Here is a 13,494-nt window from a genome sequence, read left to right as displayed (position 1 = left end):
GCCCAAATAAACAAAAAGTCCATAATAGACAAAATAGTTTATTTGGAGCTTTCGTATGTCTGCGCCTCTCGTCATCGACAAACAGCACGCTCGTCAACTGCTCACTCAAGTGGATGTACCGCAGATACTGCGCAATCTGTTCCGTGACCTCGCGGCCGGGCAAGCGGTGCAACCGCCCCAGCAACTGGTGGAATTCCCCGGCGGCAAGGGCGACTTCATCAACTACGGTGGCGTGCTTGCCAACGAGCGGGTGTATGGGGTCAAGACCTCGCCCTATATCGTCCGCGAGCAAGGCGCCTTGGTCACCGCCTGGACCTTGCTGATGTCCATGGACAATGGCCAGCCATTGTTGCTGTGCGATGCCGGCGAACTGACCACGGCGCGCACCGCGGCCACCACTGCCGTGGCAGTCGACGCCCTGGCGGCAGCCGATGCCCGCCGCCTCACCCTGATCGGCAGCGGCCCGATCGCCCGCGCGCATTTGCAGTATGTTCGCGACCTGCGCGAGTGGCAGGACATCCGCCTGTTCTCTCCCAGCCTGCACCAGCAAAGCGCCGAGCAACGCCAGGCCCTGATGGACCTCGACCCGCGCCTGCAACTGTGCGACAGCCTCGAGCAGGCCCAGGCGGATGCCGACGTGATTCTGCTCTGCACCTCATCGGCCTCGCCGGTGATCGACCCACGTACCTTGAGCAAGCCTGCGCTGATCACCTCGATCAGCACCAATGCCGTGCGCGCCCACGAAGTACCGCCTGCCTGCCTGGGTGAAATGGACGTGTACTGCGACTACCGGGTAACCACCCCGGGCAGTGCCGGCGAAATGTGCATCGCCGCCGAGCAGCACGGCTGGCAGCCGGAGACGATTGTCGGCGACCTGGCCCAGTTGCTCAGCGAGCAAGCCCTGCGCCCGACCTACCAGCGCCACGCGTTCTTCCGCTCCATCGGCCTGGGTCTTGAAGACATCGCCCTGGCCAATGCGCTGTACCAGCTGCACCACGGCCGCTGAGGAGAGATTCATGCAACAGGCTGACTACATCATCATCGGCGCAGGCATTGCCGGCGCATCCACCGGTTACTGGCTGGCGGCCCATGGCCGCGTGCTGCTGCTCGAGCGTGAGTCGCTGCCCGGCTACCACTCCACCGGGCGTTCAGCGGCGCTCTATACCGCGGCCTACGGCACACCCCAGGTGCGTGCCCTGACCCTCGCGAGCCGGGCGTTCTTCGACCACCCGCCAGCGGGCTTTGCCGAGCATCCACTGCTGACCCCGCGCGGGGAAATGACCGTCGACCTCACCGGCGATCCCGAAGAGCTGCAGCGCCAGTACCAGAGCGCCAAGGCTTGCGTACCGGAAGTCGAGCTGCTGGATGCCGACCAGGCCTGCGCATTGCTGCCCGTGCTGCGCCGCGAAAAAGTCCACGGTGCCCTGTTTGATCCGAGCGCCAGCGATATCGACACCGACGCCCTGCACCAGGGCTACCTGCGCGGCATCCGCCGCCAGCACGGCGAAGTGCACAGCAACTGCGAAGTACAGCAACTGAGCCGTGATGCCAATGGCCTGTGGCAGGTGCAGACCAACCGCGGCGCCTTCAGCGCACCAGTGCTGATCAACGCCGCCGGCGCCTGGGCCGACCAGATCGGCGTACTGGCAGGTGCCCAGCCCCTGGGCTTGCAGCCAAAGCGCCGTGCAGCCTTCATCTTTGCCGGGCCCGAAAGCATCGACAGCCATGCCTGGCCCATGCTGGTGAGTCTCGACGAGTCGTTCTACATGAAGCCCGACGCCGGCATGCTGCTCGGCTCCCCGGCCAACGCCGACCCGGTAGAGCCCCATGATGTGCAAGCCGAAGAGCTGGACATCGCCATGGGTATCTACCAGATCGAAGAAGCCACCACCCTGACCATCCGCCGGCCAACCCGTACCTGGGCGGGGTTGCGCAGCTTCGTTGCCGACGGTGACCTGGTTGCCGGTTTCGACCCGCAGGTGCCCGGCCTGTTCTGGGTTGCGGCGCAAGGGGGCTATGGTATCCAGACCTCACCGGCCATGGGCCAGGCCAGTGCCGCCCTGGTACGCGGCCAGGCACTGGACGATCACCTGCAGGGCTTTGGCCTGAACGCCGAGATGCTGTCGCCACGCCGCCTGCAAGGGTGACGCGCCGCCGCGATTGCGGCACACTCCCAGCGCCCTGGTCACCAGGGCGCTGACACCGCCTGGAGCCCGCCTGAATGTCGACACCTCGCCCCGACCCTGTCCTGGACAACTACCGGGCCATCGCCGATGCCATCGCCACCCTGTTCTTCCCCCACGCCGAGGTGGTGCTGCACGACCTGCGCAGCCAGAAGATCGACTACATCGCCAACAACCTGTCCAAGCGTGAAGTCGGTGACGATGCGGCGCTTGAGGACATGTTCGAGGCCGGCACCGATGAAACCAACATCGGCCCCTACGAGAAGCTCAACTGGGACGGCCAGAAAATCCGCTCCCTGAGTACGGTACTGCGCGACAGCCACGGCAAACCGCTGGCAGTGCTGTGCATCAACCTGAACATCACCCTGTTCGAAACCGCCAAGGCAGCGCTGGACCTGTTCCTCTCGCCCAGCCGGTTGATCCCGCAGCCTGATGCGCTGTTTCGCGACGACTGGCAGGAGCGCATCAATACCTTTCTCAACAGCTGGTTGCGCCAGCGCCAACTGAGCCTGAACCTGCTGACCCGCGACCACAAGCGCGAGCTGGTACTGGCCCTGCACGCCGAGGGCGCATTCAAGGGCAAGAGTGCGGCCAACTACGTGGCAAATGTGCTGGGGATGGGACGCGCGACGGTGTACAAGCACCTGAAGGAACTCAAGGCCTGAATGACTCCAGGCCTTGAGGCGGGCGATCAATCGCCGTAGATATCGGTCTTGAAGTACTTGGCCTGGATCTTCTGGTATTCGCCGTTGGCGCGAATATCGTCGATGGCCTTGTTGAGTTGGCCGACCAGTTCGCTATTGCCCTTGCGCACGGCAATCCCGGCCCCCTCGCCAACATACTTCGGATCCTTGAGTTCCGGGCCGGTAAAGGCGTAGTCGGCACCACGCGGCATCGACAGGAAGTCGTCCAGCGGAATGGTGTCGGCGAAAATGGCATCCACGCGCCCGGACGCCAGGTCCATGTAGATTTCTTCGTTATTGCTGTAGCGCTTGATGGTGATGCCCTTGGGCTCGAGCACTTCCGTGGCATAGCGATCCGTGGTTGTGGCGCGCTGCACGCCCACGGTCTTGCCCTTGAGGCTTGCATACTGGTCATCGACCACCGCGCCCTTCTTCATGACCAGGCGCGAGGAAGTGAAGTAATACTTGTGGGTGAAATCCACCGACTTCTTGCGCTCGTCGGTAATGGTCATCGACGACAGGGCCGCATCGATCTTCTTCACTTTGAGCGATGGAATCAGACCGTCGAACTCGACCTCGTTCCACACACACTTGACCTGCATCTGCGCGCACAAGGCATTGCCGATGTCGTAGTCGAAGCCGATGATTTCACCCTTGTCGTTCTTCGACGCGAACGGCGGGTAGGCGGCTTCGATGCCAATGCGCAGGGTTTTCTCGGCGGCGAACAGAGTGCTGCTGGCCAACAGGCTCAAGGCCAGACCACTGATCAGGGTGAGTTTGTTCATGAAGGTCTCTCTCGCTCGTTATTGGAGGTGTGTTGCAAGACAGAGGAAAGGGACAGGCAAGGCACTGCCTGGAATTATTTTGTACTTATAATTCCATACTGGACTTTTCTGTATTAAAACTCAAGCATCGCGGGGCCAGGCGGGAGCAACTGTCCCGCATCCAGCTCGGTGGGAGTGGGCCTGCCCCGCGATAGTGATCACCACCGCCGCGCAGCGTCCTCATCACTCTGCTTGCCATCCACCCAACGTTCGCCTTCGCTGGTCTGCTCTTTCTTCCAGAACGGCGCCCGGGTCTTGAGATAGTCCATGATGAAGTTGCAGGCGTCGAATGCCGCCTGGCGGTGGGCGCTGGCGACCCCGACAAAAACTATCGGCTCGCCCGGCTCCAGCGCGCCGATGCGGTGCAGCACCTCGACCTTGAGCAGCGGCCAGCGCTGCTCGGCCTCGACAACGATCTTGCCCAGCGCCCTCTCGGTCATCCCCGGATAATGCTCCAGGAACATGCCGGCCACCTCCAGGCCATCGTTGAAGTCGCGCACATAACCCACGAAGCTTGCCACCGCACCGACACCGACATTGGCCGCGTGCATGGCATTGACTTCAACACCTGGATCGAACGGTGCCAACTGAACCCGTACGCTCATCTCAACCCCCGGTCACAGGCGGGAAGAACGCCACTTCATCGCCGTCTTGCAGTGGCTCGTCCAGTTTGCACAAGTCCTGGTTGCGGGCACACATCAGGTTCTGCTCGGCCAGAAAAGCATGCGAGTCGCCCTTGGCCAGCAATGCCTGGCGCACGTCGTCCAGGGTCTTGAACTGGCCCTGCAAGGCTTCACCGTCACGCCCCAGCGCTTCACGAAAGCGCGCGAAATACACCACGTTGATGTTCATTGCACGTCGTCCGCCTGGTAGTGACCGCTCTTGCCGCCCAGTTTTTCCAGCACGCGCACGCCGTCGATGATCATGCCGCGATCCACGGCCTTGCACATGTCGTAGATGGTCAGCGCCGCGACACTGGCGGCGGTCAGGGCTTCCATCTCCACACCGGTCTGCCCGGCCAGCTTGCAGCGGGCCACGATATGAACGGTGTCGGTGCCCTCGGCGCTGAGCTCGACCTTCACGCTGGTAAGCATCAGCGGGTGACACAGCGGGATCAGGTCACTGGTCTTTTTCGCCGCCTGGATCCCGGCAATCCGCGCGACGGCAAATACATCCCCCTTGGGGTGCTCGCCTTCGACGATCATCTGCAGGGTCTGCGGGAGCATGCGTACCCGCGCTTCGGCCACGGCCTCGCGCGCAGTGACGGCTTTTTCGGTGACGTCGACCATATTGGCCCGACCTTGGGAATCGAGATGAGTCAGCACAACCTTCCTCCTGTTCAGGAGCAAAGAGTGTAAACCCAGGAGTCAGGTATTCGCAGCGAAAAAACACCGGGCGGTACGACCGCCCGGTGGCTGGAGGCTACAGGTGGGATTCGGCGTATTCGGCCAGGATCGAGCGCGGTACACCCTGCAGGGTGATGTGCACGCCGTTGGGGAAGTCCTTGAAGCGCTCGGTCAGGTAGGTCAGGCCGGAGCTTGTGGCCGACAGGTAAGGAGTGTCGATCTGCGCCAGGTTACCCAGGCAGATCACCTTGGAACCGGCGCCAGCACGGGTGATGATGGTTTTCATCTGGTGCGGGGTGAGGTTCTGGCACTCATCGATCAGGATCAGGCTCTGCTGGAAGCTGCGACCGCGAATGTAATTCAACGATTTGAACTGCAGCGGTACGCGCTCGAGAATGTAGTCGACGCTGCCGTGGGTGTTCTCGTCATCCATGTGCAGTGCTTCGAGGTTGTCGGTGATCGCCCCCAGCCAAGGCTCCATTTTTTCCGCCTCGGTGCCTGGCAGAAAGCCGATTTCCTGGTCCAGCCCCTGCACGCTGCGGGTGGCGATGATGCGCCGGTAGCGCTTGCTGACCATGGTCTGCTCGATTGCCGCGGCCAACGCCAGGATGGTCTTGCCGGAACCGGCGGCGCCGGTCAGGTTGACCAGGTGGATATCCGGATCGAGCAGTGCGAACAGCGCCAGGCTCTGGTGGATATCCCGCGGTTTCAGGCCCCAGGCTTCCTGGTGCAGCAATGGCTCCTGGTGCAGGTCGAGCAGCATCAGCTCACCATCCTTGATGCCCTTGATCCAGCCTACGAAACCCTGCTCGTCAATGATGAACTCGTTGATGTGCACAGCTGGCAGGTTGTCGATCATCTGCACCCGATGCCAGGTACGGCCACGGTCCTGGCGGGTCTCGACCTTGCTGACCCGGTCCCAGAACGAGCCGGTCACGCTGTGATATCCCTTGGACAGCAGCGAAACGTCGTCAACCAGTTGGTCGGTACTGTAGTCCTCGGCCGCGATCCCGCAGGCGCGGGCCTTGAGGCGCATGTTGATGTCTTTGGTCACCAGCACCACGTCACGGTCCTTGCGTCGACTGCGCAGCTCCAGCAACTGGTTGATGATGATGTTGTCGTTGAGGTTTTCCGGCAGCAGGCGGTTGGGCTCGTTGCGCGGGCTCATCAGAATCGACAGGAAGCCCTTGGGCCCACTCTTGCCACGCTGGATCGGCACACCCTGCTCGACATCGGCAGGCGAGGCATCGCCCAGCGTCTGGTCGATCAGGCGGATGGCCTGGCGACATTCGGCGGCGATGGTGTGTTTACCGGTCTTGAGTTTGTCGAGCTCCTCCAGCACCGTCATCGGTATGGCGACGTGGTGCTCCTCGAAATTGAGCAACGCATTCGGATCGTGGATCAGTACATTGGTATCGAGCACATAAAGGATTGGCTGGTTGGAGGAAGTGGTGCGTCCTTGATCATCCATACTCGGTCACCTTTGTGGGGGCCAGACGACGCAATACCCATGCGGTGCTGCGCCGTGAAGTGGCCGCCGTTACCTCCCACTGCCGCGTCGTTACGGCGGGGAAGCTGCCCTCACACTACTGGTGCCCAATGACGCCACCTGTGATGCAGGGTTCGGCGGTCTGACTCCTTGATACCGCAAAACCCATGACCGTAAAAAGCATTTTTACGTATTTTTGAAGTTTATTTTTCGTGATGACACTTAGCCCTTGGCGCACGGTCAAAGCACCGCTACAGTCATAAATCCAGCCCAGTGAAATGCATGTGGCATTTCATTGCCGGCCTTTGCACTTCCCGCCTGTTATCCGCTTTTCCCGGCAAAATGCCGACAATCTTCCCAGCCGATCCCACTCTGCGCCGTCTGCTTGAGCAGCCAGGCCACAGCCTCCTGCGCCTGGGGACGGGCATCATGGAACTGAATCACCCCGTGGCGCCACAGCAGCATCAAGGTCAGCACCCGCTGCGCCGACTGCTCGGCACTGAGCGCGCCCCGGTCCTGGGCATCGATGTTCCACAGCACCACCTGTAACCCCTGCCCCTGGAAAAAACCCTGGCTGTCGGCGCGACGCTGGCCATAGGGCGGCCTGAACAGTGGCACGTACTGATCGGGCAGGTCCGCCTGGACCCGCGCCTGGCTGCGCACCACCGAGTCTTGCCAGTCTTGCCACTGGCCGTGGGAGCGGTACTGCCAGCCCTGGATGCCCACGCATTGACCCTGGTAGAGCGCACGCAGGTCCGCGAGGGACGTCTTGTCGCGGCGGGTCTGCAAGCTGTTGCCAAGCACAAAGAAGGTGGCGCCCAGCTTCTGCCGGCGCAGGTAGTCCGTCAGGGCATCGGTGCTGCCGTCGAGTGGGCCGGGGCCGGCATCGAAGGTCAACATGAACAGCCGGTCATTGAGCTCGTCGCCGTTGCGCTCAAGGTCGGAAAAGCGCTCGACTTCGCTGGCCGTCTGCGCAAACAGCGCAGCCTTGCGCAGCAGTTCATTGAGGTAGCGCTGGTGAAACTCACGACTGGGCGCAGCCCAGCCGGCATAGAACGAGTCACTGGCCACTTCGAACGTCGCCGCTTGCCGGCGCAGCTCGGCCACGCCGTCGATCGCATAGCAGAACGAAGCATCCTGCTCGCAGCTCTGCTGGGCCCGGTCATAGTTGCGCCACAACTGCTGCCACAAGCGCTGGCGCACCTGCGCGATCGACGCCAGGTTGATCTGCTTGAGGCCCAGGCGCGCGGCCAGGGCGGGCTCATCCAGCGCTTCGCTGGCCTGCAGGGCCTGGGCAAACGCGAGAATCTCGGCCCGCGAGGCGACATCGAACAGCGTCGGGCTGTCGAGTTGCTCCGGCCAGTGGCTACGGTCCAGCGTTGCCAGCGGCAACGGTGCAGCCTGGGCGCCGACACTCAACAGTCCGGTCAGTAACAGCAGGGCAATGCGCACGATCAGGTCTCCGGTTTGCTCGCCGCGCACTATAGCGTCAAGCGTCGGGATGGTCTGTGGCTATTGACGTCATAGCTGGAGATCAGGGCCCCCGCCCCGTAGAATCGGCCGACGATTCAAGGAGCCCGACCGATGCTGACGGTGATATCCCCCGCCAAGACCCTCGACTACGACACCCCGCCGGTGACCCAGCGCTACACCCAGCCACAGTACCTGGACGATTCCCAGGAGCTGATCGTGCAGTTGCGCGAGCTGTCGCCAGCGCAGATCAGCGAGCTGATGCACCTCTCCGACAAGCTCGCCGGCCTCAACGCCGCCCGCTTCGGCAGCTGGACCCCGGCCTTTACCCCGGACAACGCCAAGCAGGCGCTGTTGGCGTTCAAGGGCGATGTGTACACCGGGCTCGACGCCCAGAGCCTGAGCGAAGACGACTTCAGCTACGCCCAGGACCACCTGCGCATGCTCTCGGGTCTCTATGGCCTGCTGCGCCCGCTGGACCTGATGCAACCCTACCGCCTTGAAATGGGCACCAAGCTTGCCAACGCCCGTGGCAAGGACTTGTATGCCTTCTGGGGCACACGCATCAGTGAGTGGTTGAACCAGGCCCTTGCCGACCAGGGCGACGACCTGCTGCTTAACCTGGCCAGCAACGAGTACTTCAGCGCGGTCAAGCGCAATGCCCTCAAGGCGCGGATCATCAACACCGAGTTCCGCGACTTCAAGAATGGGCAATACAAGATCATCAGCTTCTACGCCAAAAAGGCCCGAGGCATGATGAGCCGCTTCGTGATCCAGGAACGCATCGACGATCCCGAGCAGCTCAAGCAGTTCGACGTACAGGGCTACTATTACAGCGCCGAACAATCGAAGCCGGACAACCTGGTGTTCCTGCGCGATCATCCGGACGCGTAAGGCTAGAAGTCGTACCGCGCGCCAACCATCATGCTGCGCGAAGGCCCATAGAAGTTGAACGTCGAGATCGAGCCTACCCGCGACAGGTAATCCCGGTCGAACAGGTTGTTGACGTTGAGGGTCGCCGTCAGCTTCGAGGTGACCGGGTACGACAACATCGCATCCACGGTGGCGTAGCCCGGCGCATCGATGCGCACGCCGCCGTTCTCGGAATAGAAGTGGCTCATCGCCGAGACGCCCCCACCGATGGCCAGCCCCGACAACGGGCCTTGACTGAGGGTGTACTTGCTCCAGAGCGAGGCCTGGTTGCGCGGCATGACGAAGAAGTTGGTTTCGTCATCACCGTCCAGGGTTTCGGTTTCCATCCAGGTGTAGCCCGCCAGCAACTCCCAGTTTTGCGTCAGCTTGCCGCTGACTTCCACTTCGGCGCCCTTGACTCGCGTCTTGCCAGAGGCGACGGAGAAGCCGGTGTCCACGCCGTCGACATCGAACTCGGTGGAGGCGCGGTTCTTGTCGGTCAGGCGGAATACCGAAAAGCGCGTGTTGAGGTCGCCTCCCAGGTAACTGCTCTTGAGGCCGAACTCATACTGATCGCCTTCACGCGGTTTGAGCACGCGGCCACTGCTGTCGACGTCCGACTGCGGCTTATAAACCTGCGAGTAGCTGGCGTATAGCGCATGGTTCTCGGTCAGGTCGTAGACCAGGCCACCGTAGGGCGTAAAGCGGCCATCCACACGCTTGTCGTCGTTGTTGGTCGCTCCTGTGCTCAGGGTCGTGGTGTAGAAATCACCGCGATACCAGCTGAAGCGGCCACCGGCGATCAGCGCCAGGCGTTCGACCGGACGGAAGGTGACCTTGGAGTACAGGCCGTATTCTTCCTCTTGCATGCCGGTCTCGGTGCTGTAGTTCGGCGACGGCTTGGCGAACTGCTTCGGCGAGTAGGTGTTGACGTTGATGGGCCCCAGGTTGGTAGTGCCGTTGAGGTACTCGGTGTCGTAGTTCTTGTAGTCGGTACCCACCACGAACTCGCTGACCTGGCCCAAGGCTTCGAACGGCTGGCTGTAACTGGCGTCAAGCGAGTAGGTATCCTGGGTGAAGTCCCGGGCGCTGGCGCGCTCGGAGTTGGCACCGTTGACGGCATTGGTCGCGGTGAAGGCATACAGGTATTCGGTGTCGCGGTGCGAGCCACGGGCTGCCACACGGCCATAGCCACCGTTATCGAAGCGGTGCGTCAACTCGGCAACCAGGTCGGTGGTCTTGCCGTCGAAGTAGTTCCAGTCGGCGCCAAGGAACCTGGAATGGCTGAAGTCGGGGACCTCACCGGAAAGCGATGCCGGGTAGCCGTTGTGCGGGGTGATGTCCTTTACTTCGTGGATCAGGCCGAACGACAACAGAGTAGCGTCGTCCAGGTCGATATCCAGAGCGCCGTAATAGGTGTTACTGGTATTGGCGTTGTAGTCGACTTCACCCTTGGTGTCGTCACGCGAAGTGACGAAACGCCCGCGCACCCGGCCAGCCTCATCCAGCGGCCCGGCCAGGTCGATTTCTTCGTGGTTGGTGTCCCAAGTGCCATAGCCGGCTTCGACGTGGCCCTGGAATTGAGCCGTCGGGCGCTTGCGCACCATGTTGACGATACCGCCCAATTCGCTGGTGCTACTGAACAAGCCGGCCGGGCCACGCATGATCTCGACACGATCGAAGGCAGCCAGCGAAGGTACGGTGCCGAAGATGCTGGCCATCGGTGCCGGCAGGCCGTCGATGTTGAACTCGCTGTACTCGTAGCCTCGGGCATAGATCGACGAACGACCGCTGTCGTTGGTCAGGGTACGCAGGCCAGCGGTGTATTTGGCCAGGTCATCCAGGTGCACGAACTGGCGGTCTTTGACGTAGTCCTGGGTGTACACGGTGATCGATTGCGGGATCTCCTTTAGCGGCGCCGGGGTCTTGGTGCCCACGGTGGCAGCCTCGACGCTGTAGCCCCCGGTGTCTTCCGAAGGCAACATGTCGTACAGGCGGTTGCCTTCGATGGTCAATGTCGGCAACTCGACCGAGCTTTGCTCAGCAGCCTGGGTCGCCACTGTTTCAGCCAGTGCCGATAACGAAAACGGCGCCAACATCCCCAGCACCAGCCATCCCCGAACCCGTCGCGGGCTCCCCACACCTTTAAAACCGCTCATGACACACCCTTCAGTTGGAATTGCAGTGGACGCAGAAAACACGTGGTTCGTCTGCCTCGCGACGAGTGGCTCAAGCCACCTTCTTGCGAGCAGCCACCCCCGCGTCATGGCAGATGCCTGACGATTGGCGAGGGATGAGGGCTGGACAGGGGTGATGGACGCCACCTAAATGACAGTCAATCGCAAACGAAACCAATTGCTTTTTGCGAACGATACCGGAGGGAAACGAGAGGCGCAGCAGGATTAACCTTCTTAACACACCCGTGGCCGCGCACCGGCCACGAGCAGACAAGACTCAGCACAGGACGATTGCCCTCACCCTGCCCGCAATGGGATGATCGCAACTGATATAAATTCTCATTCAAGACTTGCCATGCCCACCTCGCTCCTCCTCGCCGAAGATGACTCACGCCTGCTTGAGGACCTGCAGCAGCACTTCCTCAACCGCAGTTTCCTGGTGCACGCCTGTGCCAGCGGCACCCAGGCCTTGCAGGCGGTGCAGCACAACCGCTTCGACCTGGTGTTGCTGGACATCATGCTTCCCGGCATCGACGGTCTCAGCCTGCTCGACGAAATACGCCGCCAGCAGGCAGTACCGGTGATGCTGATGTCGGCGCTGGGGGCCGAGCAAGATCGTATCAGTGGCTTCACCCGAGGGGCGGACGACTACCTGCCCAAGCCCTTCAGCCTGGCCGAACTGGACGCACGGGTCGATGCACTGCTGCGGCGCGTGGCCTTCGACCGCGCTACCTCCCTGCATACTGAAGCCGGTGAGGTGATCCTCGATCAGGAACTGCAGGACATTCATCACAACGGCAAGGCGGCCGGCCTTACCGCCTCTGAATTTCGCCTGCTGGCCACCCTCAACGCCCATCCTGGTGAAGCCCTGAGCAAGGCATTCCTCTACCAGACCGTGCTGCATCGTGCTTATACCCGTCTGGACCGTGGCCTCGATGTCCATGTGTGCAACCTGCGCCGCAAGCTGGCCGATATCGGTGCCCAGCATTTGCAAATCCAGGCCGTGCGCGGTCAGGGGTACATCCTGATCGACAAGGATCAACCTTGATGCGCCGCCATCCGCTGCTGTGGAAACTGGCGGCACTGCAGGTCAGCTTCTGCCTGCTGCTGACCTGGCTTATCTGGACCTGGGGCTTGTCGGTGGAGCGCAGCACCTACTTTCTGTCCCAGGCCGACCAGGACTATCTCGCTCGCTATGCGCAACAGGCTGAATTCGCCTGGCAACAAGGGGGAGCGCAGGGCGCAGAGGCCTTTCGCAGGAAACTGGAACACGCCGAGAACACCTGGGTGGCCTTGGTTGGCCCGCACCTTCAAAGTCTTGGCACAACGCCACTGAATGCCCAGGAGGCCAGCCGCCTGGCCTTCATGCGCAAAATTAACTGGCCAATGAGCCGGCGCCTGCAGGATCAACTGCCCTACGTCAGCATCGAGTTCCCGCAACACCCCGAGCAAGGCCGCCTGGTGCTGCAACTTCCCGAGCGCCTGTTGCCTACGGGCCTGACGCCCTGGACCCACGTCATCACCCACGGCATTGCCCCCACACTGCTTGCACTGCTGCTGGGCCTGGCCATCTACCGGCACCTGGTCGTGCCACTCAACCGCCTGCGCGATCGCGCCGATGCCTTGTGCGCGGACGACCTGGACAACCCCGGCCTACCCCTGCAGGAGCGGCGCGACGAGCTGGGCGAGCTGGCGCAGGCCTTCGAACACATGGCCGGGCGCCTGCGTCAAAGCCTCGAGCAACAACGCCTGTTGCTGCGCACGCTGTCTCATGAGCTGCGCACGCCCCTGGCACGGCTACGCATCGCCCATGACAGCGACTTGCCGCCGGCCCAGATGCGCGAGCGCCTGGACCGCGAAGTGAACGACATGCAGAAGCTGCTCGAAGACACGCTGGACCTTGCCTGGATGGACACCGAGCAGCCACAGCTACCCACGGAGCCGGTCTTGATGGTTTCAGTGTGGGAAGCCTTGTCCCAGGACATCTGCTTCGAAAGCGGCTGGGAGCGCGCGCGTTTGCCCTGCTCGCTCGGCATCGACTGCCTGGTGCAGGTTCATCTGGACAGCCTGGCCCAGGCGCTGGAAAACCTGATGCGCAACGCCATTCGCCATTCACCCGCCGAAGGCCGGGTCAGCCTCGATGGCTGGCGTGAGGGCGATTGCTGGCACCTGCGCCTGAGCGACCAGGGCCCCGGCGTCCCTCAAGCTGACCTCGAACGCATCTTCAAGCCCTACCAGCGCCTGGCCGACAGCGGCGCAGGCTTCGGCCTGGGGCTGGCCATCGCTCGCCGTGCGATCGAACTGCAAGGCGGTCGGCTGTGGGCCAGCAACGGGCATCCAGGCCTGTGCCTGCATATGTTGCTGCCGATCGGCAAGGAGTGTTTAGAAAGTTAAGGCGCTTTACGCTCAA

General features: G+C 62.2%; 13 protein-coding genes. 6 read left to right on the top strand and 7 right to left on the bottom strand.

The features are described from left to right. Positions 1-55 precede the first annotated feature (55 nt). The 3 genes from NPS58_RS08430 (at position 56) to NPS58_RS08420 (ending at position 2,848) form a co-directional block, all read left to right on the top strand. Positions 56-1,006 (top strand): ornithine cyclodeaminase family protein, encoded by a 951-nt coding sequence (locus NPS58_RS08430; RefSeq protein ID WP_274115018.1) that lies wholly within the window; start codon positions 56-58, stop codon positions 1,004-1,006. Positions 1,007-1,016: 10 nt separating this feature from the next. Beyond that, positions 1,017-2,147 (top strand): NAD(P)/FAD-dependent oxidoreductase, encoded by a 1,131-nt coding sequence (locus tag NPS58_RS08425; protein WP_274115017.1) that lies wholly within the window; start codon positions 1,017-1,019, stop codon positions 2,145-2,147. 74 nt (positions 2,148-2,221) lie between these two features. Next, positions 2,222-2,848, top strand: coding sequence for a helix-turn-helix transcriptional regulator (locus NPS58_RS08420; RefSeq protein ID WP_274115016.1), 627 nt, complete (start codon positions 2,222-2,224; stop codon positions 2,846-2,848). Between the two features lie 26 nt (positions 2,849-2,874). On the opposite strand, the gene NPS58_RS08415 is transcribed toward NPS58_RS08420, so the two are convergent. From NPS58_RS08415 to NPS58_RS08390, 6 genes are all read right to left on the bottom strand, one after another. Next, positions 2,875-3,651 carry an ABC transporter substrate-binding protein gene (locus NPS58_RS08415; RefSeq protein ID WP_274115015.1) on the bottom strand — a complete coding sequence of 259 codons (777 nt, stop codon included), beginning with the start codon at positions 3,649-3,651 and terminating at the stop codon, positions 2,875-2,877. Between the two features lie 197 nt (positions 3,652-3,848). Beyond that, entirely contained in the window at positions 3,849-4,295 is a 447-nt protein-coding gene (gene moaE, locus NPS58_RS08410) for a molybdopterin synthase catalytic subunit MoaE (protein ID WP_274115014.1), read from the bottom strand. A 1-nt stretch (position 4,296) separates the two neighbouring features. Then, on the bottom strand, positions 4,297-4,542 hold the full coding sequence (gene moaD, locus NPS58_RS08405) for a molybdopterin converting factor subunit 1 (RefSeq protein ID WP_274115013.1): 246 nt from the start codon (positions 4,540-4,542) through the stop codon (positions 4,297-4,299). Next, entirely contained in the window at positions 4,539-5,015 is a 477-nt protein-coding gene (gene moaC, locus NPS58_RS08400; RefSeq protein WP_274115012.1) for a cyclic pyranopterin monophosphate synthase MoaC, read from the bottom strand. The genes moaD and moaC overlap by 4 nt, the downstream gene beginning before the upstream one ends. Positions 5,016-5,112: 97 nt before the next feature. After that, on the bottom strand, positions 5,113-6,507 hold the full coding sequence (locus NPS58_RS08395) for a PhoH family protein (RefSeq protein ID WP_274115011.1): 1,395 nt from the start codon (positions 6,505-6,507) through the stop codon (positions 5,113-5,115). A 339-nt stretch (positions 6,508-6,846) separates the two neighbouring features. Further along, entirely contained in the window at positions 6,847-7,977 is a 1,131-nt protein-coding gene (locus NPS58_RS08390; RefSeq protein WP_274115010.1) for a polysaccharide deacetylase family protein, read from the bottom strand. Positions 7,978-8,109: 132 nt separating this feature from the next. Here NPS58_RS08390 and yaaA point away from each other — a divergent pair, with 132 nt between their 5' ends. Continuing rightward, complete coding sequence (gene yaaA, locus NPS58_RS08385; protein WP_274115009.1) at positions 8,110-8,889, top strand: peroxide stress protein YaaA; 780 nt, start codon at positions 8,110-8,112, stop codon at positions 8,887-8,889. A 2-nt stretch (positions 8,890-8,891) separates the two neighbouring features. Here yaaA and NPS58_RS08380 read toward each other — a convergent pair whose 3' ends face one another. Then, complete coding sequence (locus NPS58_RS08380; protein ID WP_274115008.1) at positions 8,892-11,066, bottom strand: TonB-dependent siderophore receptor; 2,175 nt, start codon at positions 11,064-11,066, stop codon at positions 8,892-8,894. A gap of 373 nt (positions 11,067-11,439) precedes the next feature. On the opposite strand from NPS58_RS08380, the gene NPS58_RS08375 reads away from it, so the two are divergent. Next, on the top strand, positions 11,440-12,132 hold the full coding sequence (locus tag NPS58_RS08375; protein WP_274115007.1) for a response regulator transcription factor: 693 nt from the start codon (positions 11,440-11,442) through the stop codon (positions 12,130-12,132). Further along, a complete protein-coding gene (locus NPS58_RS08370) occupies positions 12,132-13,478 on the top strand; it encodes a HAMP domain-containing sensor histidine kinase (protein ID WP_274115006.1) in 1,347 nt (448 codons plus the stop codon). Before NPS58_RS08375 ends, NPS58_RS08370 begins: the two co-directional genes overlap by 1 nt. Positions 13,479-13,494: the final 16 nt, after the last annotated feature.

It is taken from the genome of Pseudomonas putida (assembly GCF_028682455.1).
Classification (GTDB): Bacteria; Pseudomonadota; Gammaproteobacteria; order Pseudomonadales; family Pseudomonadaceae; genus Aquipseudomonas; species Aquipseudomonas putida_AA.
Note: the sequence above shows the minus strand (reverse complement) of the source record. Positions and strands in the feature narration are given on the sequence as shown.

Excerpts from the sequence above, each read along its gene's own strand:
- NPS58_RS08430 (WP_274115018.1), top strand. The coding sequence starts at position 56 with ATGTCTGCGCCTCTCGTCATCGACAAACAGCACGCTCGTCAACTGCTC.
- NPS58_RS08425 (WP_274115017.1), top strand. The coding sequence starts at position 1,017 with ATGCAACAGGCTGACTACATCATCATCGGCGCAGGCATTGCCGGCGCA.
- NPS58_RS08420 (WP_274115016.1), top strand. The coding sequence starts at position 2,222 with ATGTCGACACCTCGCCCCGACCCTGTCCTGGACAACTACCGGGCCATC.
- NPS58_RS08415 (WP_274115015.1), bottom strand. The coding sequence starts at position 3,651 with ATGAACAAACTCACCCTGATCAGTGGTCTGGCCTTGAGCCTGTTGGCC.
- moaE (WP_274115014.1), bottom strand. The coding sequence starts at position 4,295 with ATGAGCGTACGGGTTCAGTTGGCACCGTTCGATCCAGGTGTTGAAGTC.
- moaD (WP_274115013.1), bottom strand. The coding sequence starts at position 4,542 with ATGAACATCAACGTGGTGTATTTCGCGCGCTTTCGTGAAGCGCTGGGG.
- NPS58_RS08395 (WP_274115011.1), bottom strand. The coding sequence starts at position 6,507 with ATGGATGATCAAGGACGCACCACTTCCTCCAACCAGCCAATCCTTTAT.
- yaaA (WP_274115009.1), top strand. The coding sequence starts at position 8,110 with ATGCTGACGGTGATATCCCCCGCCAAGACCCTCGACTACGACACCCCG.
- NPS58_RS08380 (WP_274115008.1), bottom strand. The coding sequence starts at position 11,066 with ATGAGCGGTTTTAAAGGTGTGGGGAGCCCGCGACGGGTTCGGGGATGG.
- NPS58_RS08375 (WP_274115007.1), top strand. The coding sequence starts at position 11,440 with ATGCCCACCTCGCTCCTCCTCGCCGAAGATGACTCACGCCTGCTTGAG.
- NPS58_RS08370 (WP_274115006.1), top strand. The coding sequence starts at position 12,132 with ATGCGCCGCCATCCGCTGCTGTGGAAACTGGCGGCACTGCAGGTCAGC.